The following is a 25,200-nucleotide window of genomic DNA, read 5'->3' as shown; positions in this document are numbered from 1 at the left end:
AGGAGTTTCCCATGAGCAAGCGCGTAATGATCCTCGCCACCGATGGCTTCGAACAGTCCGAACTGGAAAAGCCGAAAGCGAACCTCGAAAAGGCCGGTATCGAAACCGTCGTCGTCAGCCTCGAAAGCGGTGAAATCAAGGGTTGGGACCAGGATGACTGGGGCAACAGCGTCAAGGTCGACAAGGCTATCGATGATGTATCAGACTGTTCCGATTTCGATGCATTGCTGATCCCCGGGGGCCAGATCAATCCCGACCTTCTCCGCGTGAACGACCGCGCAGTCGCGATCGTGCGTGAATTCAACGATGCGGGTAAGCCGATTGCAGCTATCTGCCATGCCCCCTGGATGCTGATCGAAGCCGGCATCGTCGAAGGCAAGACGGCAACCTGCTACAAATCGATCCGCACCGATCTGAAGAATGCCGGCGCCAACGTGGTCGATCAGGAAGTTGCCCAGGACGGCAACCTGATCACCAGCCGCAACCCGGACGATATTCCGGCCTTCAGTAAGGCACTGATCGAAATGCTCGGCGAAACGGTCGACAAGGCAGAGCTCGAAGCCGCCTGAACCTAAATACCCTGTAACAACGAGAGCCCCGCCGCATCACTGCGGCGGGGCTTTTCGTTTGGGACTACGTTCTTCTGCCGAAAGTCCCAGACAGCGTATGTTCGTCAGCTCGTTTGTTGCTCGGCGATCCAAGCATCGACGCGGCGTTCCAGCAACGAAAGCGGCAGAGCGCCGTCGCCCAGCACCACATCGTGGAACCCGCGAATGTCGAATTTGTCGCCGAGTTCGGTTTCCGCCTTAGCACGCAGATCGAGGATCTTGTTCATCCCGATCTTATAGCTTGTCGCCTGCCCCGGCATGACCAGATAGCGCCGCACCTCGTTGCGGATCGTTTCCGCATTCTGGGGCGAATTCTCGGTGAAATAGGCAATGGCCTGATCTTCGGTCCAGCCCTTGGAATGCAGCCCTGTGTCCACGACCAGCCTGATCGCGCGCCACAATTCCGAACTCAGCCTCCCGAAGTCCGAATACGGGTCCTGATACGTGCCCGGAATTTCCTTGGCAAAACGCTCCGAATACAGGCCCCACCCTTCCGTGTAGGCACCGTAGAATTGCTGGGTCTGGAATTTCGGTACGCCGGTCAGTTCCTGGGCGATAGAGATTTGCATGTGATGGCCTGGCAGGCCTTCGTGATAGGCGATCACCTCCAGCATGTTCTTCGGCATCGCGCTCATGTCGGACAGGTGGGCGTAATAGATCCCCGGCCGCGATCCGTCGGGCGTGCCCGAATTGTAATGCTGCGCCCCGCCGTCCTGCTCGCGGAACGGCTCCACCCTCCGCACTTCCAGCCCGGCCTTGGGCAGCAGACCGAAATACTGGGGCAGCTTGGATTCGATGTTGTCCAGCGCCGCCGTCGCAGCGTCGATGTACATCTGTGCGCCTTCGTCGCCCTGCGGGAAGTAATTGTCCTTGTCTTCCTTGATGTAGGCGAAGAACGACTGGAGATCGCCATCGAAGCCCACCTGGTCCTTGATCGCTTCCATTTCGGCATGAATGCGCTTCACATCGTCAAGACCGATCTGGTGCACCTGCTCCGCGGTCAGATCGGTGGTCGTGCTGTTCGACAGACGATGGGCGTAATACCCGTCCCCATTGGGCAGCACCCCAACGCCGACACCGATTTCGGGGGCATTGGGGCGGTCGGCGGTCATGAACGTAATCAGTCTGTCGTAGCCTGCCTTGTACCCGCCCTTCAGCGCAGCTTCGAGCTCGCCCTGCATCGTTTCGCCATCGGCAGCGGTGATCGTGCCAGCTTCGACCAGAGCGGCGATCTTCTTCTTGCCGTCCTCCCACAATGCGTTGTCGGCAGTATCATCGAATGGCGCACCGGAAATCAGCTTCTTCGATTCGTCGATCACGAAGTCATACGCGAAATAGGGCGGACGTACGCCAGCGGCTGCACGGGGTTCCGCGATATCGACCAGCTGGCCCAGAGCACGCCCGATTTCCGACACACGCGAAATATAATCGCGCATGTCCTGCGCCGTATCCACGCGGTGCTGCGAAATCAGTAGCGTCGGGAGATAGGTATGCGCCCCGTGCATCTGGGTGAAAACATAGCCATCGTCGCGCCATTTGGCCGATTCTGCCGCCTGTTCGTACTCGTATTTCCAGAGGTCGTAGGACAGCTTGTCGGCACTGCTCAGGCTATCGTAATCGAAGGTACGCTCCATCTCCTCGACGGTAGCCTTCTTCCACGCCAGATCCTTGTCCTGCGCGGCGAGCGAAAAATCATCGATTTCGCCGTAGCGTTCCTTGCGACCCAGCGAGGTAAGCCACAGGGGGCTGTCCATCACCTGCTCTTCGTATTTCGTATCGAACCAGGCGCGCAATTCGGCATTGTGATTTTCGCTGGACGCTTCGCTGGTCTCGGCTGGGGCGGTTTGCGCAAAGGCAGGCGCAGTGACCGCGAACAGTGCGACAGGTGCTGCGGCGAGCAGCAGAGTATTCTGGAAACGCATGACAATCCCTCAAAAGTCCCGGTGCTTGGTGGCGACATCGCTACATGGCAGCGGGACCGGGGCAAAGGCCAATCGACCAAGGGCAATCGAAAAGGGACCGGCGGTCAACGCCGCATGTCACAACTTTCAGCCGGAATGGTAACAGTCAGGCCGTCCATCTCTTCGGTCAGGTCGATCTGGCACGACAGGCGGCTGGTGCGCGCAACACCTGCTGCAAGGTCCAGCATGTCCTCTTCCTCTTCGCTCGCTTCTTCGAGGCGGTCGAACCATTCGCCCGCAACGATGACATGACATGTGGAACAGGCCATCTGCCCTTCGCAGGTCCCTTCCAGCGGCAGGCCCGCCGCCTGCGCCACACGCAGGAGGTTGTCGCCCGCTTGGGCTTGTGCGCTGACGGTGTCCCCGTTCGACGTGACGAATTCGATTTTCACAACCCTTGCGCCTCCGCAGCAGCATTGATCTTGGCAGCGGCCTCCTCGATCTCGTCGAGCGTGGTATAGCGCCCAAAGCCTAGCCGGATCGAGGATTTCGCCTGCTTGTCCGATAGGCCGATGGCCTTCAGCACATGACTTGGGCGACCCGATCCGCTGGCACAGGCGCTGCCAGCGGAAAACATCACATCGCGCACATCGCTCATCAACCTCCCCACATCCAGTCCTTCTCGGCGGATGTTGAGGTTGCCGTGCCAGCGCGCATCGGCGCTGCCGTTGAGCGTCCAGTCATCAAACAGTTCGCGGGCACTGTTCCACAGTGTTCGGACGTGTTCGGCGTCCTGATCAAACGTCTCATTCGCACGTTGTGCCGCCGCCCCCATGCCGGCGATCAATGCCGGCGATAGCGTTCCCGATCGCAGACCGAACTCCTGCCCGCCGCCGGTCTGCACCTCTTCGAGGTCCAGCCCGTCGCGTACCCACAGTGCGCCAACGCCTTTGGGTCCGTGGAACTTGTGGGCCGAAATGGCGATCATGTCTGCGCCGGTCAGCTCCCTCCGCCCATAGGCCTGAACTGCATCGCACAGGAACAACGCATTGTTTTCCTTGGCCTTGCGATACCATTCGATGGTCGGCTGGATGGTCCCGATCTCGTTATTGACCTGCATTACGCAGATCAGCCGCGTATTGTCTGGCACGTCCTGCCGCGTGTTGCACTGGCCATCCTTTGCCACGTTCAAGACGTGGCTCGACCCCGCTGCCTGTGCAGTATCGCCCACAGCAGAATGCTCGATCGCCGAATACGACACGGTGCCACCCCGCCCCGACCCGCGGATCGCTAGATTGAGCGCTTCGGTCGCGCCACTCGTGAACACGATCTTCCCGCCGGCCGGAAACAGCGCAGCCACCTGATCTCGAGCCAGTTCCACCGCCGCTTTCGCCTGGCGTCCCATGCGGTGCGCGCTGTGCGGATTACCGAAGCCGGTACCGCCGGGCCCGTCGAGCCACCGCAGCATCGCGTCCCGCGCCTCGGGCGCGAGCGGGGTAGTCGCCTGATAGTCGAGATAGATCACTTCACTCTCATACAGTCATTACCAGCGAAGCGAAGGGTGCATGGCGAAGTTCCACCCCACACCCACCTTTGGCCGCAAAAGGAGAACTAGGCGCCTGCCAGATCGAGCCAGACTTCGCAGAAGCGTTCAACTTCCTCGCGGGAGGTATTCCAGCCGATCGAGACCCGGATGGTGTTTGCCGCAATCTCGGGCTGGACCTGCATGGCCTCGAGCACGCGGCTGGTCTTCATCGTCCCGCTGGAACAGGCCGATCCCTGCGATACTGCGATACGCGCCATGTCGAAGCGCATGACCTGTGCTGTCGCGCTCATTCTGGGCATCGCGATGGCCCGGATAAACGGCGTTGGTTCCGCGAGACTATCGGACAGCCATGTGCCGCCGATCCCGCGACAATCATGTGCCAGCGCATCGAGCGGTTCGAGAACGTCCGGGGTGAGGTACGGATCACCACAGGCTTCGAGGGCTGCTGCCATGCCGAGCACGCCAGGCAGGTTTTCAGTCCCGCGCCGATAGCCACGCTCCTGCCCACCCAATGGTTCGAGAAGGGCGTAATCGGTTACCAGCAGCGCGCCGACTCCGATCGGGCCGCCGAATTTGTGCGCCGACACGATCGCCATATCGCAGGGCGGCAGCATCATCTTGCCGGCGCTTTGCGCGCAGTCGGCCAACAGCAGTCCGCCGGCGTTTCGGACGATATCGGCAACGGCGGACAGGTCCTGGCGGTTGCCCGTCTCCGAATTGACGTGCTGCACAGCGACCAGTGGGCGTCCGCGCTCCACCGCTTCGATCAGCACGTCGAGATCGAGCGCACCATCGCTACGAACCGGCAGCCTTTCTGCCTCCGGCGCGGCTTGCAGCAGGCAATCATGCTCCACTGTCGATACCAGGCGCGCACCTGCCTTTGCATGGCGAAGCGCCATGATCGCAGCCTCGCTCGCGCCGCTGGTGAAGATTACTTCGCCACTCCACTCCAGCCGAGCCTTCACCCGCTCACGAGCGTCCTCGAGGAGGCTGCGCGCCTTGCGTCCCTCGGCATGGGGACTGGATGGATTGGCCCACAGCGCGAAGCCCTCATCCATCGCCGCACGCGCTTCGGGGCGCAGCGGTGTCGTGGCGGCATGGTCGAGATAGATGCGTTTCGGGATGATACGTGCTCGAAATGATTGCGATTTGGACGACAAACCCTATATAGCGCGCCACTTCGCGCAAAGCCCTGTCCGGTGCAAGCGCTTCGACTTTTGCTTAGGGTACCCCTCCCATGCCGACCGTGATCTTTCCCGGCCCCGAAGGCCGCCTCGAAGGCCGTTTCTCTCCCGCCCCGCGTCCCCGGGCGCCCGTGGCCATGATCCTGCACCCGCATCCGCAGGGCGGCGGCACCATGAACGAGCAGATGACGCAGCGTCTTTACAAGACCTTCGTCAACCGCGGTTTCGCGACGCTTCGCTTCAATTTCCGCGGCGTCGGTCGCAGCCAGGGCAGCTTCGACAATGGCGTCGGCGAATTGTCGGACGCTGCAAGCGCGCTCGACTGGGTGCAGCAGATCCATCCGGAAGCGCAGGTGACCTGGGTCGCAGGTGTCAGCTTCGGTGCCTTGATCGGCATGCAGCTCCTGATGCGTCGCCCCGAAATTCGTGGCTGGATCAGCATCGGCGCACCGGCGAGCATGTACGACTTCTCCTTCCTCGCTCCGTGCCCTGCCAGCGGTATTTTCATCCACGGTGCACAGGATACTGTGGTGCAGCCGCAGGCGGTTACCAAGCTGGTCGAAAAGCTACGTACGCAGAAGCATATCACCGTGCATCACGAAGAAATCCCGCGCGCCAATCACTTCTTCGAAAACGAGCAGGAAGAACTGATGAAGTCGGTCGACAATTACCTCGACTTCCGCCTCGATCCGAGCTGCCCGATCAAGTGATCTGATCGGGCCGACAGCCCGCTCCCGAATTGCACATCCGGTCCGCAACCACATGCCGCACGATACCGCTTGCCTCTTTTTTGTTACGTTGTAACATCGCCAACCGAAGACTCGCAAAAGCGACTTCGATTTGGAAGAGGAGCAACACTCATGTCCTTCGTTGACCAGTCCCGCCGACCCTCCCCCGCCAGTATGGCAGCGGTGGTCGGGGTTCATGCAGCTATCGGTGCCGCGCTAGTCGCCGGCCTGACCGTCAGCGGCGCAATGCCGGAAATCGTGAACAAGATCGGGGCGACCAACATACCGATCCCGCCGCCGCCCCCACCGGCCGATCCAGTCGAACCAAGCACCAGCGAATCCACACCGACCATTGTTCAGGCGCCGCCGACCCAGATCGACATCAATCCCATCGATACGCCGTTCGATACCACCCCGATCCCTGTTCCGAACCTGCCAACCGTCCCGTCCGGAACAACCTTTGAATTACCGACCCCGACGCCGCAGCCAAGTTTCGACCCTGTAAGCGCAAAGCCGCGCAACGATCCGGCGCGCTGGCTGACCGATAACGATTACCGCCCAAGCTGGGCCCGGCGCGAATTGACCGGCACGGCCCGTTTCAGGCTGGAAATTGCGGCTACCGGCAAGGTCACCAGTTGCACTGTAACCGGGTCGACAGGCCATTCGGAGCTCGACGCTGCGACCTGTGCACTGGTTACGAAAAGAGCGCGGTTCGAACCTGCACGCGGATCGAACGGCGAGCCGGTTGCCGGAACCTTCTCCAGCGCGGTGAAATGGGAATTGCCTAACTAGGCTTATCGGGTGCCCTGCTCGAGCTTGTCGAGCGGGGCATTGCCCCCTGCGTCGGGAACGGTCCATATCGCCACGTTCATCAGCGCGATGGCGGCCAGCACGACCATCAGCAGCGCGTTTTTTACGTTCCCGGTTCGGCGCCACATGAAATAGGCGCCCGCGACCAGCAGGATTGCAGCGAGAACGGTGATGGAGAGCACGGCGTCGAGCATGGTCTTGCCATAGCTTCCCCGGCTTTCATCGCAAGACATCAATGCGGAACGCGCCCACCCCTTGCCCGTTCGAAGATGCAAGGAGACCCCTGAGCATATTCGGAAAGATCAAGGATTCGATTTTCGGCAAGAAGCCGCAGGAAACACCTGCGACCACACCGGCCACCAAGGCAACGCCGCAACCCACCGGTAACGCCTGGGCCGATGCTCCGGTCGTGGAACAGCAGGCCAGACCCGTCATCGATATCGAGAACAATCTCGACAACATGCCCGGCGCCGACCGGCTGAACTGGCGCACATCGATCGTCGACCTGATGAAGCTGATCGGCGTCGACAGCGATTACGATAGCCGCAAAGCGCTCGCGGTAGAGTTGGGGCGCGAGGATTATTCGGGCAGTGCGGAAGACAATATGTGGCTGCACCGGCGCGTCATGAAGGAATTGGCCGCAAGCGGCGGCAGGGTTCCAGCCGAATTCCTCGACTGATTTGACAGACTTGCACGCGGGCCGCACACCCGCGTGCATGAACCAGACACGCTTCGACATCACCCGCCGACAGGCTCTTTCAGGCCTCGGCGCAACCTCTGCCCTGGCTTTGACCGGATGTGCCACCACCGGACGCACCGGAGCGGTTACCCAGGCCCAGTCCATGGGCGTGGAACGGCTGCTCGAGATCGTCGGGTATAATCTTCTCGAACACGAGCCGGAGCGGGCGACATCGCTGGGTGTCGATACGGGCCGGCATTACGACTTGCGCAGCAAGCTCGAAGATCAGTCGATTGCTGGGCAGGAAGCCTATGCCGCAACCCTTCGCAGAGACCTCGAACTGGTCCGGTCCGTTCCGCGGGACGGGCTCGACAGCGAAAATCTGACCAATCTGGAAGTCGTCGAAAGCGCTTACGAAGTGGCGCTCGATGGATTTGCCCTGCCCTATGGCGATACGCCGGTCGGCAACTGGCGCACGGCGCCCTACGTCGTGATCCAGAATGTCGGCCAGTACCTCGCCCTGCCGCGCTTCATGCAATCGGATCACAAGGTCGAAAATGGCAATGATGCCGACGCCTATATCGAACGTATGGAACAGATGCCCGCCGTCTTCGATGGCGAGCTGGAACGGATCAAGGCTGCCCGAGGCATGGGCGTGGTTCCGCCCGATTTCCTGCTCGACAAGGCAATCGGTCAGATGGAACAGACCATCGCCAGTGCAGGCAAGGGCGAACTGTTTGCCGACGATCTGCGCGCCAAACTCACCGCCATGGGCATGCCTGAAAGTCACGCGAACCGGGCAAAGATTCTCGAAACCGGGCCGATCGCAGAAGCACTCGATCGCCAGCTTCGGGAACTGCGCGCGGAACGGGCCGTGGCGACGGCGGAGCCCGGCATTTCCGCCCGGCCGCAGGGCGATGCATTCTACAATTGGGCGTTACGATCCAGCACCACGACCCGGCTTACACCCGAAGAGGTCCACCAGCAGGGCCTCGAAGAACTCGAAGAATTGCATGCCCGCATGGATCCGATCCTTCGCGAGATCGGCTATACCTCCGGCTCGGTTGGCGATCGGATGCAGGCATTGTCGCAAGATCCGCGGTACAAATTTGCCGAAGGTGATCCTGGCCGCAAACAGATCATGGACTTCATCGCAGAGCGGCTGGACTGGATTCGCGGCCAGATGCCGCGCGCTTTCCACACGCTTGTCGATCCCAACATGGAAGTACGCCGCATCCCGCCGGCGGAAGAGGTCGGGGCACCCGGCGCCTATGGCGGGGCAGGCAGCAAGGATGGCACGATCCCGGGCCGTTTCTGGATAAACCTGAGGACTACCGATCTCCATCGCAAATACGATCTCGCCGACCTGACCTATCACGAAGCCATCCCTGGCCATGTGTGGGAAGGCGAATACTCCAACCGCCTGCCGCTGATCCGCTCGGTGCTGGCCTTCAATCCCTTCAGCGAAGGCTGGGCTCTTTACGGCGAACAACTGGCAGACGAACTGGGGGCATATGACGAATTTGTCGTTGGCCGCCTCGGCTATCTCCAGAGTCTTGCGTTCCGGGCCTGTCGCATGGTGGTCGACACCGGCCTCCACGCCAAGGGCTGGAGCCGCGCTCAGGCGGTCAACTTCTTTGTCGAACGCAATGGCAGCAAGCCGGCGGAAGTCGAAAGCGAAGTGGATCGATACTGCAGCTGGCCCGGACAGGCCACCGGCTACAAGCTCGGCCACAGCCGCATCGTCGATCAGCGTGCCAGAGCGGAAACAACCATGGGCGCCGCTTACGATTTCAAGGCATTCAATGACGCGGTCGTCCTCGGCGGCAACGTGCCGATGGATGTGCTGGAAAAGAATGTCGGCCGGTACATCGCATCTGGATCCAGGTAACGGCTTTTCCTTTTCCATCTCCTTGCTTTCCCATGTAATACTATGAACTGCTGAATACACGGGGGTCGTTTCATGCGTTTCATTCTTGGCTTGTTCGTCATTGCTTTTTCCGTACCTGCCCATGCCGACTGGCATGTTGCCGAATCCGACAATTTCGTCATCTATGCCGATGATCAGGCCAAGGATTTGCACGCATTCGGCGAAGCGCTCGAGAGCTACAATGCCGCCCTCAATCTACTGAGCAAGCGCGAAGCGACCAAGCCTAGCCCATCGAACCGACTAACCATATTCGTCGTCGGCAGTCAGAACGAAATCGGGAAGCTTGCGGACGACAAGTCAAAGACAATCGCAGGATTCTATATTCCGCGCGCAGGTTCATCCGTCGCGTTCGTGCCGGACATTCGCATGCGCGGACGCGAAACCGATTGGTCGATGACCGTCCTGCTGCATGAATATGCTCACCACTATTTCATCTCGAATACGACGATCGCGATGCCGCGGTGGGTGGACGAAGGCGCAGCAGAATTCTTCGCCTCTGCCAAGTTTGAAAGGGATGGAGGCCTTTCCATAGGACGCCCAGCCCGTCACCGCGCAGCAGAACTGGCCTATGCGCGGGATGTGAGCGTAGAAGAGTTGGTCGACCCAAAGCTTTACGAAGAGAAGAAAGGCAAGCGCTACGACGCCTTTTATGGTCGGGCATGGGCGCTTTACCACTATCTGTATTTTTCCGAGAGTCGAACCGGGCAGCTTCACAAGTATCTGGAGGGCATGTCCAACGGGGTCGACCAGGTCGAAGCGGCCGAGCAAGCTTTCGGCGACCTTGGCGAGCTTCAGAAGGACCTTGATCGCTACCTCGATCAGCGCCGTATCAAAGTTTGGAATCTAGGCGCGGACGTCCTGACCAGCAACCCTGTCCGCGTTAGTAAACTGTCGCAGGGTGAGGCAGATGTCATGCCATTGCGCATTCGATCGCAGCGGGGCGTTTCGCGCGACCAGGCGCTTGAATTACTGCCACAAGTTCAGAAGGTCGCTGCCGAATTTCCGCGTGACGCGGCCGTGCTCGCGGCACTCGCCGAAGCGGAACACGATGCTGGCAATTTTGACCGGGCAATCGCCGCTGCGGATGCAGCTCTGGCGATCGACCCGACCGCCAAGAATGCACTTGTCCAGAAAGGCTTTGCGCTTTTCGCCAAGGCAGCGGAGGCCGATGACGAAGACGCTGCCTACAGCGCAGCCATGAAGCCTTTCTCAGCACTGAACCGGCTTGAGAATGATCATCCTCTCCCGCTGATATACTACTACCTCAGCTTCGAGCAGCGAGGCGTCGAGCCGGACGAGACGGCTCGCCATGCACTGGAACGGGCTGCACAGCTTTCACCCTTCGATCGCAGCCTTGCGATGAGGGCGGGGCTTATGCAGGCGCGCGAGGGAAAAATCGAACTTGCCCGTCATACATTGGGTCCTGTCGCTACCAATCCGCATGGCGGCAACATGGCTAGCGAGGCCCAGCGTTTCATCGACCAGATGGAAGGTGTGCCCGAAGGAACAGAATGGTCACCGCGGCCCGTGCTCGATCTGGCCGAGGCAATCGTCGCCAGCACGAGCGATGACAATGCTGAAGACGATTTCTAGGGCCGCACTAACTTTGAATATTCGATGTGCTCTAGCGGACCTGCGCTTCGGTTTCGATCAGGTTGATTTCGAATAGGCTCGGCCATCGTTTTCCGGTCACGAAAAGGCGTCGTTTCTTCGGGTCCCAGGCGACGCCGTTGAGCACCGTGTCGCGGTCCGTCATCGGGATTCTATCGACGATAGCTCGCAAGTCGACGAGGCGCTTGATCACGCCATCGGCCGGGTCGATGGCGACGATGAAGGGGGATTGCCACACATTGGCGTAGACCAGACCGTCAATCATCTCGAGTTCGTTGAGGTTTGGCAGGGGCTGGCCATTCAACGTGACCGGGACCATGCGCAGAACCTCGAAGCTTTCTGGGTCCAGAACGCGCAAGGTGGCGGTGCCATCGGAATGAATGAGGCCTTCATCCGACGTCGTAAGTCCCCACCCTTCGAAGGGGACTCCATCTTTCGAGCCTGCGGGCTTGAGGGTTTTTGCATTCCAGCGGTGGATCACACCGTTTCGCCACGTCAGGCTGATGAATTCCCGCCCCGACAGGGCCAGCCCCTCTCCGAACTGGTCCGCGGGGATGGCGCTTCTGGTGAGGACCTTGCCCGTTTCGAGATCGACCTTGCGAACTTCGGACTGCCCTTCCTGTCCGGTGCTTTCGAACAGATGCCCGTCGTGCCAGACGAGGCCTTGCGTGAACGCTGCGGTATCATGCGGATAAGTCGCGACGATTTCTGCGCGATAGACTGCCGGCCCGCTATAAACCTCAAGGGCTGGCGTTCTCTCTGCTGACGGGGCAGCCTCCTGAGCTACCGCCACGGGAACCGCGGCCGGGGTTAGCCACATGAAAGCGGCGGCAATGAACAGGATGGCACGGTGCGTCATGATCTCTCCCATCCGTTTCCGGGGCTTAGCCTTGCATGAATTGATCGGCGCCCGGAATCAACGGCCCCCGGTCCGCTTTTCAGCGGCCGGGGGTCTCCTCTCCAACGCTCGGGTTCCGCTGGACAGCGGAACCGATCTCATCAGGCTGCGACAGCCGTGTTCGGCGCTGCATCGCGCACGCCTTGGTCGACATGAGCCGCGAAGGGCTCGAAATTGTCGACGAAGAGCTGCACCAGCTTGCGCGCGGTACGGTCGTATTCGTCTTTGTCGGTCCAGGTCGAACGGGGGTCGAGGATGCCATCATCCACGCCCGCGACGCTGACCGGGACTTCGAAACCGAAATTGGGATCCTTGCGAAATTCCGCATTGTTCAGGCTGCCGTCGAGCGCGGCGTTGAGCAGTGCACGCGTGGCCTTGATCGGCATGCGGCTACCGGTGCCGTATTTGCCGCCAGTCCAGCCGGTGTTGACCAGCCAGCAGGCGACTTCGCCCTTCGCGATCCGCTCTTTCAAAAGATTGCCGTAGACGCTGGGATGGCGAGGCATGAAGGGCGCGCCGAAGCAGGTGCTGAAAGTCGCTTCGGGTTCCGTCACGCCGATTTCGGTGCCGGCGACCTTGGCCGTATAGCCCGACAGGAAATGATACATCGCCTGATCGGGGGTCAACCGCGCGATCGGAGGGAGAACGCCGAACGCATCGGCGGTCAACATGATCACATTGCTGGGCGGCGGTCCCATGTTCTCGGCGGAAGTATTGGGAATTGACGACAGCGGATAGGCCCCGCGGGTGTTTTCCGCGAGGCTGTTGTCGTCAAGGTCGATTTCGCCCGCATCGTTCATCACGACGTTTTCGAGCACGGTGCCTTCCATCTTGGTGGTGGCGTAGATTTCGGGCTCTGCCTCCGGGTTCAGGCGGATCATCTTTGCATAACAGCCGCCTTCGAAATTGAAGACTGCAGTATCCGACCAGCCATGCTCGTCATCGCCGATCAGCGTGCGGCTGGCATCGGCGGAAAGCGTGGTCTTTCCGGTGCCCGACAGACCGAAGAACACGGCGCTCTTACCGTCCTGTCCGATATTCGCCGAACAATGCATCGGCATGACGCCCTTCACCGGCAGCAGGTAATTCAGAATGCCGAAGACGCTCTTCTTCATTTCACCGGCATAGCGCGTGCCGCCAATGAGGATCAGCTTTTCGCTGAGATTGACCGCGATCACGGTTTCGCTGCGCGTGCCATGGCGTTCAGGATCAGCGCGGAAGCTCGGCAGGTCGATGATCGTGTACTCGGGCACGAATCCGTCCAGTTCAGCCTCGGTAGGGCGCACCAGCAGCGTGCGAATGAACTGGTTGTGCCAGGCAAGTTCGTTGACGACGCGCACGTTGACGCGATATTCCGGCTGCGAGCCACCGAACAGGTCGGCAACGTAGAGGTCGCCCTTGTCAGCGACCGCCTTGAGAAAATCTTCCTTGAGTGCCGCGAAATGGTCGGGCGACATCGAAGCGTTGTTGTCCCACCACACGGTATCTTCGGTTTCGCCATCGCGAACGATGAACTTGTCCTTCGCGCTGCGGCCTGTGTGCTTGCCCGTTTCCACCACCAGCGGGCCATGCTTGGCTTTGCGGCCTTCGTCATTTTCCAGTGCAGCGGCGGTCAGCTCTTCCGACGTGAGGTTCGGGTGGATGGTTGCGGAAGTCTCGATGCCCTGCGCGGCAAGCGAGTGGGAAAGCGAAAAGGTCACTGAATTCTCCGGCGCGTGTGCGGGTTCGTTCTGGAATCGCCGGCGCATACGAATGCGTGGCTTTCTCAGACGCCAATAGTCCTGCCGTAACGCGGCGTCAAATCGCCATCGAACAATATGTTGTGGCGTATGCGCGGGCCACGTTGTTTTGCCCTTTCAATGTCGCTAGTCACTCTCCTTATGGAGAGCATGACAGCAGATGCCGCGCCGCAGGGCGAAAGCAACCGGACGGTCATCGCGCTGGTCGATGACGATCGCAATATTCTGACCACCGTCTCTATCGCGCTGCAGGGCGAAGGCTTTGCCACGCGCGTCTATTCAGACGGCGAGGCTGCTCTTGGCGCGTTGTTGTCCAATCCGCCCGACCTAGCCATTTTCGACATCAAGATGCCCAAGATGGACGGGATGGAACTTTTGCGCCGCCTGCGCGAAAAATCGCCGCTCCCGGTCATTTTCCTGACCAGCAAGGATGACGAAACCGACGAGGAAGCCGGCTTCGAAATGGGCGCGGATGATTACATCGCCAAGCCTTTCAGCCTGCGCCTGCTGCTGGCCCGCATCCGCGCCATCCTTCGGCGCAGCGGCAGCGACCATCCGCTGATCCTGTCCGAACAGTTCGACGAAAAGCCGGGCGAAGTGCTCGAACGTGGTCGCCTGTACATGGATCCTGCCCGGCATCACGTCACGTGGGAGGGGGAAGCCGTTTCGCTGACGGTGACCGAATTCCTCCTGCTCGAGGCGCTGGCCACGCGCCCCGGCGTGATCAAGAGCCGCAACCAGTTGATGGATGCCGCCTATCCCGATGATGTCTTCGTCGACGATCGAACGGTCGACAGCCACATCAAGCGCATGCGGCGCAAGTTCCGCGCCGTCGACAAGACCTTTTCCGCCATCGAAACGCTTTACGGCGCAGGCTACAGTTTCAACGAAGGCTGATGTCGGAAATCGGTAGCGTATTGAAAGGCGATCCGCGGCTGGAAAAGCTGCGCTGGTCGCGGCGGCTCTCGCTCACCAGCCGCATCCTGTTCGTGAACATTCTGCCGCTGGTCCTGCTGGGCGGCGGCGTCATCTATGTCGACGCCTATCGCAAGCAGCTTCTCGACGAACGCTTCAAGCTTGCCCTCGTCGAAGCGCAGATCACGGCAGAAGCGCTGGCCGGAGCATCGCCCAAGCGCCAGGAAGCCCTGCTGATCCAGATCGGCAAGGAACAGCGCCTGCGCCTGCGGGTCTACAGCCCCGACGGTTCGCTCGAAGCCGACAGTTTCAAGCTCGCCCCGCCCAGCTTCGCACTGGCGCGTAAGGAAGATGTCGATCCCAACGCCTTCGCGCTGCGGATGGACCGCTGGTTCGACCGGGTGGTCGGCGCGCCGGCCGTTCCCGACTACCGCGAGCCGGAGACGGACGACATCAACGACTGGCCCGAACTGCTGCGGGCCCGCGGCGAAAGCCTCACCCAGATCGTCCTGCGCGATGCGCCCGACGGCACGCATGTCATCAACGCCGCGGCCCCTGTCGGGCTCGATGGCGACACGCTCCTGCTCACCCGCAATCCGGTCGACATCACCGCCCGCGTGCGGACGGCTCGCTCCACGGTCGCGCTCGTGGTCTTCCTCGCACTCGTCATTTCCACGCTGCTGTCGCTGTTTCTGGCGCAGACCATCGTGCGTCCCTTGCGCGAGCTGGTCCAGGCCGCCGTGCGCGTGCGGCAGGGGCGCGACCGCCAGGTGGAGGTTCCGCGCCTGCCCCAGCGCCGCGACGAGATCGGCATGCTCGCCCGCTCGATCTCCGACATGACCGCGGCCCTGCGCCAGCGTATCGATGCGGTCGAACATTTCGCGGCGGATGTCGCGCATGAGATAAAGAACCCCCTCGCTTCCCTCCGCAGTGCGACCGAATCGCTCGCCAAGGTGGAAGACCCCAAGCTGCGCGGGCAATTGATCGATATCGCCATCCACGACGTGCGCCGGATCGATCGGCTCGTGACCGAGATTTCCGACGCCAGCCGGATCGATGCGGAAATGTCGCGGACCGAATTCGAGCCGGTGGACCTTGCGCAGCTGCTCCGCACCATCGTCGACAATCGCGAGACGCGCGACGAGAACGAGGGCCGCATGGTCGTCATCACCGGTGACGACCGGTCCGTGCCGATCATGGGCGTCCCCGCACGGCTGGAACGCGTCATCCAGAACCTGCTCGACAACGCCGTATCCTTTTCGCCGCCGGCCGGCAGGATCGTGGCCGAAATCACTCGCAGCGACAATCGCATCACCCTCTCCATTTCCGACGAAGGGCCGGGCATTCCGGAAGAAAAGCGCGAACGTGTGTTCCAGCGCTTCCACTCCGACCGTCCCGAGGAAGAGGATTTCGGCAACCATTCCGGGCTCGGCCTCGCCATCGCCCGCACCATTGCGGAAGCGCATGATGGCACGCTGGTCGCGACATCGCGTGCCGACGGCGAAGAAGGTGCCTGCCTCCAGCTCAGTCTCCCGGCCAAGCGGTGACGGTCCTTGCCAATGTCACGGCTGTCGCGATCGGTGGCCGTGCCTTGCTGATCGAAGGTCCGCCGGGATCGGGCAAGTCCTCCCTCGCCCTCGCCCTGATCGATCGCGGCGCCGTGCTGATCGGCGACGATGCGGCGCATCTGGCGCATGACGGCGCGGCGCTGATCGCCTCCCCGCCTCCCAATACCTGCGGCCTCATCGAAATCCGCAACGTCGGTATCGTCGAATTGCCCGTGTCGAGCGCCCCTCTGGCGCTCGTCCTTACGCTCGATCCCGAAGCGCCCCGCTTCCCGCTCGATCCGGCAATGCGAACGATCGCGGGGGTCGACATTCCGTCCCTGCCCTTCGCGCCGGGCGATGCCGTGCAGGCCCTGCGCGCGGAATATGCACTGGCACATCACGGTCTCCCCTTCCCCAATTCGGGTGCAACACAATAGAGATGCCGTACATGCCCGACGAATCGCCCTCTCCGCAGCGTATCCTGCTCGTCACCGGCCTTTCGGGTGCGGGCAAGTCGACCGCGCTTCAGGTGCTCGAAGATCTCGGCTGGGAAGCGCTCGACAATTTTCCGATCCGCATGCTCGGCAGCCTCGTCGATAGCGGGGACAACACCTTGCCCGTGGCCATCGGTTTCGATTCGCGGACACGCGGTTTCGTCCCGGCGGAAATCATCGCGCTGTGCAAACAACTCGAGGCGCGCGACGATGTCGAACTGACCACCCTGTTCATCGATTGCGGCAGTACGGAACTCGAACGGCGCTACAATGAAACGCGCCGGCTCCACCCCATGGCTCGCGGCCGCCCCGTGCTGGACGGCATAAAGGCCGAACGCGAACTGCTCGAACCGCTACGGCGCTGGGCCGATATCGTCGTCGACACCACCACCTATGCAACCAATCAGTTGCAGCAGGTCGTGCGCGAACGCTTTGCCGACGACACCGAACGCCACATGACGATCACGATTTCCAGTTTCGGCTTTGCCCGCGGCATGCCGCCTCTGGCCGATCTGCTGTTCGATATGCGGTTTCTCGACAATCCGCACTGGGTCCCCGGCCTGCGCGAGCTGACCGGCCTCGATGCGCCGGTGGCCGAACATATCGCCGCCGACCCCGCCTTTACCCCCGCATTCGACCGCATCATCGATCTGCTGCGCGAAGTCATGCCGCGCTATGCCGCCCAGGGGCGCAGCTATCTCAATATCGCTTTCGGGTGTACCGGAGGGAGACACCGCTCGGTTTACAGTGCGGAACGGGCGGCAGAGGTCTTGCGCGAAGATGGATTTTCGCCCACGGTTCTGCATCGCAACCTTGGGTCGCGTCCCGCCGACCGGCTGGAGCGCCGCTAGACCCAAGGGCAAGGAATGGTTAAGGGCCACGCAGGCACACTCTTCGGGCATCGCAACGGAACTGAAGCTGCATGATCGGCATGATCCTCGTCACCCACGGCAAATTGGCCGAACATTTCATCGACGCTATGGAGCATGTCGTTGGCAAGCAGGAGCATGTGGCCACCATATGCATCGGCCCGAACGATGACATGGAACAGCGTCGCGCCGATATCGCCAATGCGATCAAAGAGGTCGACAGCGGCAAGGGCGCCATCATTCTGACCGATCTGTTCGGCGGTACCCCGTCCAATCTGGCAATCTCGCTGCTCGATACGGGGCGGGTGGAAGTCATCGCCGGGATCAACCTGCCCATGCTGATCCGCCTGGCTGGCGCCCGCAAAAGCATGGATGTGGTCGATGCAGTGCACGCGGCGCAGACCGCCGGGCGCAATTACATCACCGTGGCCAGCGAATTTCTCGGCCAGGATATCCAGAGCGCGCGGAAAGCCTCTTGAGCGAGCTGCGCCGGTCAATCGAGGTCGTCAACCAGCGGGGCCTGCATGCACGGGCCAGCGCCAAATTCGTCAACGCGGTCGCCGAACTCCCGGACACGTGCACCGTTCGCGTTGCCAAGGGTGACAACGAAGCAGCCGGCGGCTCGATTTTGGGCCTGATGATGCTGGGTGCGGCCAAGGGCGACACGATCGAGATCATCGTGGCAGGCGGTAATGCCGAAGCGGTGATGGCCGAACTGTCCGCCATGGTCGAGGATGGCTTCGGAGAGCCGTAGGATCATGGCCTCAAGCGAGATGAACCGCCGTCACATCACCGGTTTTTCCAATCCCACCGTCAAGGCTCTGCGCGCCTTGCGGGAGAAGAAATACCGCAAGGCTTCGGGCCGGTTCTTGGCCGAAGGGCTGCGGTTGCTGACCGATGCACGCGAATGCGGGCATGTGCCCGAAACACTCGTTCTCGCCGATCGGCGCGATCCGCATCCCTTGCTCAGCGCACTGGAAGACGCAGTTGAATCAGGTGGCGGCGAGGTGATCGAAACCACGCCGGACATCCTTTCCAAGATTACGGGCAAGGACAATCCGCAGGCGGTAGCCGGTGTATTTGCAGAATTCGATACCTCGCTCGGCGCTCTCGACCGGTCACGGAGCGATATCTGGCTCGTCGCGCAGGCCCTTCGCGATCCCGGCAATCTGGGCACGATGTTGCGGACCGGCGATGCCATCGGCGCAGGCGGGGTCATCCTGATCGACGATTGCGCCGACCCTTTCAGTGTGGAGGCGGTGCGCGCCAGCATGGGCGCGGTGTTTACGCAATCCATCGCGCTCGCGCGCTGGGATGAATTCGAAAGCTGGCTGCGGGCAGGCACGGGTCAGCTGGTTGCGGCCAGCCTTCGTGATGCCCAACCCTATCGCAGCGCACCTTACGCCGCGCCCTGCTTCGTCATGGTCGGGAATGAAAGTCGCGGCCTTCCCGAAGAATACGAAATGGCCTGCGATCTGCGAGTGACCATGCCGATGAAAGGGCGCGCAGACAGCCTCAATGCTGCGGTAGCCGCGGCTGTTCTGGGATACGAAGTTCTGGCAGCGCTCGACGCCTGAGGCGCCCGCGCAATCAGGCTGGCTGAAGCTGGCCGTTCAGGCCGAACAGACGCGACACGACATCGTCGGCACCGCTGGGCTTGGCCAGTATCGGTGCATCCAGATCGCGCAATGCTTCTCCGGCCCGGTCGAGGTCGCCGGTATGCAGCAGGAACGGCACGCCGCGTGCGCGTAGCTCGACCGCCACCGGCTCGCAGGTTTCCCCCTTGCCCAGATTGACGTCGAGCACCGCGCCGTCGAACTCCGCTCCGTCCATGGCTTCGAAGGCTTCATCGCAGGATACCGTCACGACCGCCTCGGCCCCTGCATCTTCAAATGCAAGTTGCAGGTCCATCGCGATCAATGGCTCATCTTCAAGTATCAGAATGCACTTCATGATTTCAGCGGCAGCGAGATTTTGGCCCGCAACCCGTCTTCCTCCCATGTCCGGTCGAGCGTTCCGCGCGAGTAGGCCAGTAATCTTTCTGCGATGTCGAACCCCGTACCGGTGATTTCCGGCTCGCCCGAAATGCGGGGACCGCCGGTTTCCTTCCAGTCGATCACCAGCGCCTGGCGTTCGTGCCGGTCCTCCGTGTGATGCCAGGATACGGTGATCTTGCCGTCCTCATTGGACAGCGCGCCATATTTCGACGCATTGGTCGCAAGTTCGTGCAGTGTCAGCCCCATGGCGGAAACCGCATTCGGCTCGGTCCGCGCGCCATTGCCTTCGAACAGGATGCGATCGCCTTCGGGATCGTAGGGATTCAATACCGACCGGATCGCCTGCCCGACCTCAATCGTGCCCAGTGCAGCATCGTCCAGCGTCGGCTCATACGCGCGGCCCAGTGCCTGGACGCGTTCGTTGATCTTGCTCGATACGTTGCGCGCATTCATCGCGCGCCCGGTTATGTTCACGATCCCGCCGATTACAGCAAAGACGTTTTTCAGCCGGTGCGAAACTTCGCGGGCCATCGCCTTGGCGTGCTTTTCTTCCGCACGGGCCAGATGGATGTCGGTGACGTCCCACTGGCTGCCGAAGAAATACCGCAGCTTGCCCTCTTCGTCGTAAATCGGACCGAGATGGAGAGCATTCCAGAATGTCGAACCATCCTTGCGGTAATTCAGCAGCTCGACGACCAGCACTTCTTCGGTGCGTATGGCATCGCGGATTTTCGCGACCTGCGACTGGTCGGTCTTGGGGCCCTGCAGGAAACGGCAGTTTCTGCCGACGATCTCGTCCTGCTTGTAACCGGTAAGTTTTTCGAACGCCTTGTTACAGAAGACGATGGGGTCGTCTTCCAGGCGCGGGTCGGTCAGGCAAACCGCCATGCGGGTCTGCGCCATTGCCTGTTCGAAAAGCAGGCCTGACGAGCCGGGGAAGTTGTCCTCCTCAGCATTGAAAGGCCGCCCGGTATGTTGGGCCTGTTCGAAAGTTTTGCGCGACCCATCGCCGTTGCCGCGATGCATGTAAGGGTTTCCTGCTACTTCAACCTGTCTGTTAACCCGGCATATGCCGGTAACTATTGCAGTAGCAACGCCAAAAACGCCGGTGGGGTCCCGGTTTTTTCCCCTTGGCTATTCCGCAGCTTCGCGATCCGGCTGTCCGTCATTGCCGATCAGGGCGGCATCTTCGGCGTTATAGCGCGGTGTCGCCTCGACTATCGGCACCTCGTCAATCTCGCGCTTGCCGATCTCGATGCCCTTGTCGTGCAGCCGGCGTCCGGCGGACAGTACATTGCGCTCGAAACTGCCGACGAACTTGTTGTAATTGTTGACGGCTGTCTCCAGCCCGCCACCCACGCGCTTCATATGTTCGGCAGCCACTGCCAGGCGATCGTACAGTTCCGCCCCCGCCTTGCCGATCTCTACCGCTTCACGCGCGATGGTGTCCTGCCGCCAGACCTGCGCGACCGTGCGCGCGATGGCGACAAGGTTGGTCGGGGTCGCCAGCAACACCTTGTTGCGGAAAGCGAAATCCCACAATTCGGGATCGTGCTCGAGCGCGGCGGCCACGAAATGCTCGCCCGGGACGAACATGACCACGTAATCGGGCGTATCGTCGAACTGGCTCTGATAGCTTTTCGAACCCAACGTCTGGACGTGATTGCGCATGGACTTCGCATGCAGATCGAGGTTTCTGATACGCTCGTTCTCGTCATCCGCCTCGAATGCGGCCTGATAGGCGTTCAGCGACACCTTGGCATCGATCACCAGCTTCTTCTGGCCCGGAACGTGGACCACCGCATCGGGCCGCAGGCGGCCTTCGTCGGTTTCGATCGAATGCTCCAGATTGAAATCGGTATGTTCCGACAGGCCGCATTGCTCCAGCACGTTCTGCAATGCCCGCTCACCCCAGCGCCCCCGCGCCTTGGGGGCATTGGTCAGTGAATTGCCGAGCCGCTGCGCCTCGCGCCGCACTTCCTCTTGCCCGCGCTGCATTTCGGTGATCTGCTGGTAAAGCCGGCCGAATGCATCGGTGCGCTTTTCCTCCAGCGCCGCGACCTGTTTTTCATAGGCTTCCAGCCGCTTGCCGACCGGGTCGAGCAATGCGCGCAGTTTTTCCTCGCTGGTCTTTTCCGAATGGCCAAGCCGCTCGTTCGCCCGCTCGAGGAAGGCTTCCTGTGCCTTCGACAATACGGCCGAGCCGGTGTTCTGGAATTCCTTGAGCAATTCTTCGCGCGCTTCGATCAGCAGCCGTTTCTGCTCGTCGAAATTGGCGGTCTTTTCCTTCAGCGTCGCGAGTTCGGCGCCCAGTTCGCCATTGCTGCGCCGCAGATTGTCGAGCGCCGCCTCATGGTTCCTGCGCACATCGCGCAATTCGGCGTCGAGCGCATCGGCCCGCCCTGCCCGCACGGTCGCATTTTCCAGATCGACGATCGCCTTGCGAAACTTCTCTTCGGTCTCGCGCGCTTCCGCATCGCGCTCCCCGTGGCGCGCCTTCCATTCGGCCACGGGCCGCGATCCCAAAAACCATCCCAGGCCCGCTCCTGCGAGCAGCGCCACGATTGCAATGACTGCCATTTCCATGGGTGCAGGCTAGGCGGAACACATGCGGAACACCAGCCCTTTCCTACAGCAATCCCCGACGTTATGTTCGCATCGGGTCCCTCTATTCGAAGGGCACGACCACGCGCCCGCTTTTCTCGAAAAAGCGGTGCCAGCGAATGTACTTCATCAACCAGCCCAACAAAAAGGCGACCCGCTACCGCGAATCGCCTCTTCGAAATCCGTGATTGTGTAGAACGCCTACGCCGCTTCGCGCAGCTTCTTCAGCTTCTTGAGTGCCATGTTCCGCTTCAACCGCGAAAGATGGTCGATGAACAGAATACCTTCGAGATGGTCCATCTCATGCTGGATGCAGGTCGCCATGAGGCCTTCAAGATCCTCTTCATGCGTTTCGCCTTCGAGGTCCTGGTACCGCACACGGCAGGTGGCCGGACGATCGACATCCGCGAAGATGTCGGGCACCGACAGGCACCCTTCCTGATAGCTCGCCAGCTCTTCCGCCGGGTCGAGGATTTCCGGATTGATGAAGACCCGCGGCTCTTTGACGGTCGGGTAATGGACATGTTCGTGGCCGCCGTGATTGCAGACCTCGCCCTCGGCTTCCTCGTCTTCCGGCTGAAGGTCGATCACCAGCACACGCTTTGGAACGCCGACCTGGATCGCCGCCAGCCCGATGCCGGGTGCCGCATACATCGTTTCGAACATGTCCGCGACGAGCTCGTTCAGCTCGTCGTTGAATTCGGTAACCGGTTCGGACACGGTTTTGAGCCGGGGATCCGGCACTTCGAGAATCTGTCTTATCGCCATGGCCGCAAGATATGCGCGTCGCGCCGTTTATTCAATCTGAATAGGGCGCATACTGTGATCGGTCAGCCCATCGGTCTGCGCGCCCGCAGCGCCTGAGCAAGCGTGCCTTCATCCAGATAATCGAGTTCGCCGCCGACCGGCAATCCGTGGGCCAACTGCGTGATGCGCACGGGGAAGGCCTCCAGCCTTTCCGCAAGATAATGGGCGGTAGTCTGCCCTTCCAGAGTAGCGTTCATGGCAAGGACGATCTCGTCCACTCCGCCTTCCTCCACACGCGCCAGTAGTGATGCGATGTTGAGATCTTCGGGTCGCACCCCGTCGAGCGCGGACAGCTTGCCGCCGAGTACGTGATACTTGCCGGTAAACAGCTTTGCCCGGTCTAGAGCCCACAAGTCGGCCACATCTTCGACCACACAGAGCGATTTCACATCACGCCGCGGATCGGCGCAAATCGCGCACGGATTGGTCGTATCGACATTGCCGCAGGTGTCGCATTCGACGAGCGCCTCGCCAACGGTCGCGAGCGCTTCGAGCAGTGCCGGCAGCGCGCTTTCCCTGCGTTTGACCAGCCACAACACCGCCCGGCGTGCACTACGTGGGCCAAGGCCGGGCAGCCGTGCCAGCACGGAAGCCAGCGTCTCGATCTCTTGCGATGCCATAGCTGCACAGATAGGGGCGCGATAAGAACAGAGAAAGACCACAAGAGCCGTTCATGCGCACAATCTTTATGGGATCGCCGGAATTCGCAGTGCCAACGCTTCAGGCGCTGGTCGATGCCGCGCATGAAGTGGTCTGCGTCTATACCCAGCCGCCGCGTCCGGGCGGTCGGCGGGGAAAAGAACTGACCAAAACACCCGTGCACCAGCGCGCAAGCGATCTCGGGATCGAGGTGCGCCATCCCAAATCGCTCAAGTCTGCAGAGGAGCAGGAGGCCTTTGCCGCCCTGAAGGCCGACGTGGCAATCGTCGCGGCCTACGGCCTGATCCTCCCCCAACCGATACTCGATGCGCCCACACATGGCTGTCTCAACGTCCATGCGTCTATCCTGCCGCGCTGGCGCGGTGCCGCGCCGATTCACCGGGCGGTCATGGCGGGCGATCCGGTGACGGGGGTCACGATCATGCAGATGGAAGCGGGCCTCGATACCGGCCCGATGATTACATTCGCGCGAACCCCTATCGAAGACAAGACAACCGGCGAACTCACTGACGAACTTGCCGAGATCGGGGCGCAACTGATGGTCGGCACGTTGATCGATCTGACCGCGCTGCATCCGCTGGAGCAGGACGACAGGGACGCGACGTACGCCGACAAGATCGACAAGGCAGAGGCGCGGATCGACTGGAACCGTCCCGCCGGGGATGTGGTCCGGCACATCCATGGTCTGTCACCTTTCCCTGGCGCATGGTTCGAGCTCGACGAAACCCGTGTCAAAGTGCTGCGTGCCGAATGTGTCGAAGCCGCCGGTTCGCCCGGCGAAGTGACCGACGATCGCCTGACGATCGCTTGCAGCGAAGGCGCTATTCGTCCGGTCGAACTACAGCGTGCTGGCAAACCGAAAATGGATCTCGACACCTTTCTGCGCGGCAAATCGGTTGCCAAAGGAACCCGCCTCGCTTGACCCGTTTTGCTCTGACCCTCGAATTCGACGGAACCCCGTTCTTCGGCCTCCAGCGGCAGAAGGACGGGCCGAGCGTGCAGCAGGCAGTAGAAGAAGCGGCCTATCGCATTCTTGGTGAAGAAGTCCGGCTGCACAGCGCGGGCCGCACGGACACCGGTGTTCATGCACTCGCCATGCGCAGTCATTTCGACATCGAAAAGGAGATAGAGCCTTTCCGTCTGATGGAGGCGCTCAACGCTCATTTACGGCCCGATCCCATAGCGGTGACGCATTGCGAAGTGGTGGCGGACGATTGGCATTCACGCTTTTCCTGCTCTGGCCGTGCATATGTCTATCGCATTGCGAATCGCCGCGCGCCGCTGACCTTGGAGAAAGATCGCCTCTGGCAGGTGCCGCAGGATCTGGACCACGAAGCCATGCACCGGGCGGCGCAAGCGCTGGTTGGCTTACATGATTTCACCACGTTCCGATCCGTGCACTGTCAGGCGGAAAGCCCGATAAAAACTCTCGACCGGCTCGACGTCGAACGGGATGGTGATGAAGTCCGCATTCATGCAGCAGCGCGCAGTTTCCTTCATCATCAGGTACGATCGATGGTCGGCTGTCTGGCGCTTGTGGGAATGGGCCGGTGGCGCGAAACACGAGTGGCAGAAGCGCTGCAAGCGCGCGATAGACAAGCGCTTGGGCTCAATGCTCCTCCGCACGGCCTTTATTTCGTTCGGGCCGTCTATCCCGACGATACTTGACCTAA

The 25,200-nt window shown here is 61.2% G+C and carries 27 protein-coding genes; 15 read left to right on the top strand and 12 right to left on the bottom strand.

The features are described from left to right. Positions 1-11 precede the first annotated feature (11 nt). Positions 12-569 carry a type 1 glutamine amidotransferase domain-containing protein gene (locus KYK83_RS06540; RefSeq protein WP_222827627.1) on the top strand — a complete coding sequence of 186 codons (558 nt, stop codon included), beginning with the start codon at positions 12-14 and terminating at the stop codon, positions 567-569. Positions 570-673: 104 nt separating this feature from the next. Here KYK83_RS06540 and KYK83_RS06535 read toward each other — a convergent pair whose 3' ends face one another. From KYK83_RS06535 to KYK83_RS06520, 4 genes are all read right to left on the bottom strand, one after another. Continuing rightward, positions 674-2,530, bottom strand: coding sequence for a DUF885 domain-containing protein (locus KYK83_RS06535; RefSeq protein ID WP_222827626.1), 1,857 nt, complete (start codon positions 2,528-2,530; stop codon positions 674-676). A 104-nt stretch (positions 2,531-2,634) separates the two neighbouring features. Beyond that, the gene (locus tag KYK83_RS06530; RefSeq protein ID WP_222827625.1) at positions 2,635-2,961 is read right to left on the bottom strand and encodes a 2Fe-2S iron-sulfur cluster-binding protein; all 327 of its coding nucleotides are present in this window, start codon (positions 2,959-2,961) and stop codon (positions 2,635-2,637) included. After that, a complete protein-coding gene (locus KYK83_RS06525) occupies positions 2,958-4,034 on the bottom strand; it encodes a cysteine desulfurase family protein (protein WP_222827624.1) in 1,077 nt (358 codons plus the stop codon). The genes KYK83_RS06530 and KYK83_RS06525 overlap by 4 nt, the downstream gene beginning before the upstream one ends. 86 nt (positions 4,035-4,120) lie before the next feature. Then, the gene (locus tag KYK83_RS06520; protein ID WP_248284316.1) at positions 4,121-5,113 is read right to left on the bottom strand and encodes a cysteine desulfurase family protein; all 993 of its coding nucleotides are present in this window, start codon (positions 5,111-5,113) and stop codon (positions 4,121-4,123) included. A gap of 179 nt (positions 5,114-5,292) precedes the next feature. Between KYK83_RS06520 and KYK83_RS06515 the strand changes: the two genes are divergently transcribed. Then, the gene (locus KYK83_RS06515; RefSeq protein ID WP_103022639.1) at positions 5,293-5,949 is read left to right on the top strand and encodes an alpha/beta hydrolase; all 657 of its coding nucleotides are present in this window, start codon (positions 5,293-5,295) and stop codon (positions 5,947-5,949) included. Positions 5,950-6,099: 150 nt separating this feature from the next. Beyond that, entirely contained in the window at positions 6,100-6,759 is a 660-nt protein-coding gene (locus tag KYK83_RS06510; protein WP_222827623.1) for an energy transducer TonB, read from the top strand. Positions 6,760-6,761: 2 nt separating this feature from the next. Here the strand turns inward: KYK83_RS06510 and KYK83_RS06505 are convergent, their stop codons facing one another. Further along, on the bottom strand, positions 6,762-7,010 hold the full coding sequence (locus tag KYK83_RS06505) for a hypothetical protein (RefSeq protein ID WP_248284298.1): 249 nt from the start codon (positions 7,008-7,010) through the stop codon (positions 6,762-6,764). Positions 7,011-7,012: 2 nt separating this feature from the next. Here KYK83_RS06505 and KYK83_RS06500 point away from each other — a divergent pair, with 2 nt between their 5' ends. The 3 genes from KYK83_RS06500 to KYK83_RS06490 all read left to right on the top strand — a co-directional run bounded on the left by KYK83_RS06500 (position 7,013) and on the right by KYK83_RS06490 (position 10,979). After that, positions 7,013-7,456 carry a DUF3597 domain-containing protein gene (locus tag KYK83_RS06500; protein WP_248284297.1) on the top strand — a complete coding sequence of 148 codons (444 nt, stop codon included), beginning with the start codon at positions 7,013-7,015 and terminating at the stop codon, positions 7,454-7,456. A gap of 37 nt (positions 7,457-7,493) precedes the next feature. Next, complete coding sequence (locus KYK83_RS06495; RefSeq protein ID WP_222827622.1) at positions 7,494-9,347, top strand: DUF885 domain-containing protein; 1,854 nt, start codon at positions 7,494-7,496, stop codon at positions 9,345-9,347. A gap of 72 nt (positions 9,348-9,419) precedes the next feature. Then, positions 9,420-10,979: a DUF1570 domain-containing protein gene (locus KYK83_RS06490; protein WP_222827621.1), complete on the top strand. Its 1,560-nt coding sequence runs from the start codon at positions 9,420-9,422 to the stop codon at positions 10,977-10,979. A gap of 31 nt (positions 10,980-11,010) precedes the next feature. On the opposite strand, the gene KYK83_RS06485 is transcribed toward KYK83_RS06490, so the two are convergent. Next, on the bottom strand, positions 11,011-11,856 hold the full coding sequence (locus KYK83_RS06485; RefSeq protein ID WP_248284296.1) for a glutaminyl-peptide cyclotransferase: 846 nt from the start codon (positions 11,854-11,856) through the stop codon (positions 11,011-11,013). A gap of 140 nt (positions 11,857-11,996) precedes the next feature. Next, complete coding sequence (locus KYK83_RS06480; protein ID WP_346729425.1) at positions 11,997-13,595, bottom strand: phosphoenolpyruvate carboxykinase; 1,599 nt, start codon at positions 13,593-13,595, stop codon at positions 11,997-11,999. A gap of 189 nt (positions 13,596-13,784) precedes the next feature. Here KYK83_RS06480 and KYK83_RS06475 point away from each other — a divergent pair, with 189 nt between their 5' ends. The 7 genes from KYK83_RS06475 (at position 13,785) to KYK83_RS06445 (ending at position 19,036) form a co-directional block, all read left to right on the top strand. Next, on the top strand, positions 13,785-14,531 hold the full coding sequence (locus KYK83_RS06475; protein ID WP_103022743.1) for a response regulator transcription factor: 747 nt from the start codon (positions 13,785-13,787) through the stop codon (positions 14,529-14,531). Beyond that, entirely contained in the window at positions 14,531-16,096 is a 1,566-nt protein-coding gene (locus KYK83_RS06470) for a sensor histidine kinase (protein ID WP_196846602.1), read from the top strand. The genes KYK83_RS06475 and KYK83_RS06470 overlap by 1 nt, the downstream gene beginning before the upstream one ends. Further along, the gene (locus KYK83_RS06465; RefSeq protein ID WP_222827619.1) at positions 16,093-16,533 is read left to right on the top strand and encodes an HPr kinase/phosphorylase; all 441 of its coding nucleotides are present in this window, start codon (positions 16,093-16,095) and stop codon (positions 16,531-16,533) included. The genes KYK83_RS06470 and KYK83_RS06465 overlap by 4 nt, the downstream gene beginning before the upstream one ends. 11 nt (positions 16,534-16,544) lie before the next feature. Then, complete coding sequence (rapZ, locus tag KYK83_RS06460; RefSeq protein ID WP_103022742.1) at positions 16,545-17,441, top strand: RNase adapter RapZ; 897 nt, start codon at positions 16,545-16,547, stop codon at positions 17,439-17,441. A gap of 71 nt (positions 17,442-17,512) precedes the next feature. Next, positions 17,513-17,938 (top strand): PTS sugar transporter subunit IIA, encoded by a 426-nt coding sequence (locus tag KYK83_RS06455; protein WP_103022631.1) that lies wholly within the window; start codon positions 17,513-17,515, stop codon positions 17,936-17,938. After that, a complete protein-coding gene (locus KYK83_RS06450) occupies positions 17,935-18,213 on the top strand; it encodes an HPr family phosphocarrier protein (protein ID WP_222827618.1) in 279 nt (92 codons plus the stop codon). Before KYK83_RS06455 ends, KYK83_RS06450 begins: the two co-directional genes overlap by 4 nt. 19 nt (positions 18,214-18,232) lie before the next feature. Beyond that, positions 18,233-19,036: a TrmH family RNA methyltransferase gene (locus tag KYK83_RS06445; protein ID WP_222827733.1), complete on the top strand. Its 804-nt coding sequence runs from the start codon at positions 18,233-18,235 to the stop codon at positions 19,034-19,036. A 13-nt stretch (positions 19,037-19,049) separates the two neighbouring features. On the opposite strand, the gene KYK83_RS06440 is transcribed toward KYK83_RS06445, so the two are convergent. The 5 genes from KYK83_RS06440 to recR form a co-directional block, all read right to left on the bottom strand. Next, positions 19,050-19,412: a response regulator gene (locus tag KYK83_RS06440; protein ID WP_103022629.1), complete on the bottom strand. Its 363-nt coding sequence runs from the start codon at positions 19,410-19,412 to the stop codon at positions 19,050-19,052. After that, positions 19,409-20,482, bottom strand: a complete 1,074-nt coding sequence (locus KYK83_RS06435; RefSeq protein WP_196846605.1) for a PAS domain-containing protein — start codon at positions 20,480-20,482, stop codon at positions 19,409-19,411. Before KYK83_RS06435 ends, KYK83_RS06440 begins: the two co-directional genes overlap by 4 nt. Before the next feature lie 108 nt (positions 20,483-20,590). Beyond that, positions 20,591-22,042 carry a DNA recombination protein RmuC gene (locus KYK83_RS06430; protein ID WP_222827617.1) on the bottom strand — a complete coding sequence of 484 codons (1,452 nt, stop codon included), beginning with the start codon at positions 22,040-22,042 and terminating at the stop codon, positions 20,591-20,593. Between the two features lie 219 nt (positions 22,043-22,261). Beyond that, positions 22,262-22,828, bottom strand: a complete 567-nt coding sequence (locus tag KYK83_RS06425; RefSeq protein WP_196846607.1) for a peptide deformylase — start codon at positions 22,826-22,828, stop codon at positions 22,262-22,264. Positions 22,829-22,890: 62 nt separating this feature from the next. Further along, complete coding sequence (recR, locus tag KYK83_RS06420; protein ID WP_222827616.1) at positions 22,891-23,487, bottom strand: recombination mediator RecR; 597 nt, start codon at positions 23,485-23,487, stop codon at positions 22,891-22,893. Positions 23,488-23,540: 53 nt separating this feature from the next. Here recR and fmt point away from each other — a divergent pair, with 53 nt between their 5' ends. Further along, on the top strand, positions 23,541-24,449 hold the full coding sequence (fmt, locus tag KYK83_RS06415; protein ID WP_222827615.1) for a methionyl-tRNA formyltransferase: 909 nt from the start codon (positions 23,541-23,543) through the stop codon (positions 24,447-24,449). Further along, positions 24,446-25,195 carry a tRNA pseudouridine(38-40) synthase TruA gene (truA, locus tag KYK83_RS06410; RefSeq protein ID WP_222827614.1) on the top strand — a complete coding sequence of 250 codons (750 nt, stop codon included), beginning with the start codon at positions 24,446-24,448 and terminating at the stop codon, positions 25,193-25,195. Before fmt ends, truA begins: the two co-directional genes overlap by 4 nt. Positions 25,196-25,200 lie beyond the last annotated feature (5 nt).

The organism is Qipengyuania pacifica, assembly GCF_019857205.1.
GTDB classification, from domain to species: domain Bacteria; phylum Pseudomonadota; class Alphaproteobacteria; order Sphingomonadales; family Sphingomonadaceae; genus Qipengyuania; species Qipengyuania pacifica.
Note: the sequence above shows the minus strand (reverse complement) of the source record. Positions and strands in the feature narration are given on the sequence as shown.

Bases quoted from the DNA above. Each gene is read 5' to 3' on its own strand.
- KYK83_RS06440 (WP_103022629.1), bottom strand. From the start codon at position 19,412: ATGAAGTGCATTCTGATACTTGAAGATGAGCCATTGATCGCGATGGAC.
- KYK83_RS06495 (WP_222827622.1), top strand. From the start codon at position 7,494: ATGAACCAGACACGCTTCGACATCACCCGCCGACAGGCTCTTTCAGGC.
- KYK83_RS06535 (WP_222827626.1), bottom strand. From the start codon at position 2,530: ATGCGTTTCCAGAATACTCTGCTGCTCGCCGCAGCACCTGTCGCACTG.
- fmt (WP_222827615.1), top strand. From the start codon at position 23,541: ATGCGCACAATCTTTATGGGATCGCCGGAATTCGCAGTGCCAACGCTT.
- KYK83_RS06485 (WP_248284296.1), bottom strand. From the start codon at position 11,856: ATGACGCACCGTGCCATCCTGTTCATTGCCGCCGCTTTCATGTGGCTA.
- KYK83_RS06520 (WP_248284316.1), bottom strand. From the start codon at position 5,113: ATGGATGAGGGCTTCGCGCTGTGGGCCAATCCATCCAGTCCCCATGCC.
- KYK83_RS06470 (WP_196846602.1), top strand. From the start codon at position 14,531: ATGTCGGAAATCGGTAGCGTATTGAAAGGCGATCCGCGGCTGGAAAAG.
- KYK83_RS06515 (WP_103022639.1), top strand. From the start codon at position 5,293: ATGCCGACCGTGATCTTTCCCGGCCCCGAAGGCCGCCTCGAAGGCCGT.
- KYK83_RS06455 (WP_103022631.1), top strand. From the start codon at position 17,513: ATGATCGGCATGATCCTCGTCACCCACGGCAAATTGGCCGAACATTTC.
- KYK83_RS06510 (WP_222827623.1), top strand. From the start codon at position 6,100: ATGTCCTTCGTTGACCAGTCCCGCCGACCCTCCCCCGCCAGTATGGCA.
- KYK83_RS06425 (WP_196846607.1), bottom strand. From the start codon at position 22,828: ATGGCGATAAGACAGATTCTCGAAGTGCCGGATCCCCGGCTCAAAACC.
- KYK83_RS06540 (WP_222827627.1), top strand. From the start codon at position 12: ATGAGCAAGCGCGTAATGATCCTCGCCACCGATGGCTTCGAACAGTCC.
- rapZ (WP_103022742.1), top strand. From the start codon at position 16,545: ATGCCCGACGAATCGCCCTCTCCGCAGCGTATCCTGCTCGTCACCGGC.
- KYK83_RS06475 (WP_103022743.1), top strand. From the start codon at position 13,785: ATGACAGCAGATGCCGCGCCGCAGGGCGAAAGCAACCGGACGGTCATC.
- KYK83_RS06500 (WP_248284297.1), top strand. From the start codon at position 7,013: ATGCGGAACGCGCCCACCCCTTGCCCGTTCGAAGATGCAAGGAGACCC.
- KYK83_RS06445 (WP_222827733.1), top strand. From the start codon at position 18,233: ATGAACCGCCGTCACATCACCGGTTTTTCCAATCCCACCGTCAAGGCT.
- KYK83_RS06505 (WP_248284298.1), bottom strand. From the start codon at position 7,010: ATGTCTTGCGATGAAAGCCGGGGAAGCTATGGCAAGACCATGCTCGAC.
- recR (WP_222827616.1), bottom strand. From the start codon at position 23,487: ATGGCATCGCAAGAGATCGAGACGCTGGCTTCCGTGCTGGCACGGCTG.
- KYK83_RS06435 (WP_196846605.1), bottom strand. From the start codon at position 20,482: ATGCATCGCGGCAACGGCGATGGGTCGCGCAAAACTTTCGAACAGGCC.
- KYK83_RS06430 (WP_222827617.1), bottom strand. From the start codon at position 22,042: ATGGAAATGGCAGTCATTGCAATCGTGGCGCTGCTCGCAGGAGCGGGC.
- KYK83_RS06490 (WP_222827621.1), top strand. From the start codon at position 9,420: ATGCGTTTCATTCTTGGCTTGTTCGTCATTGCTTTTTCCGTACCTGCC.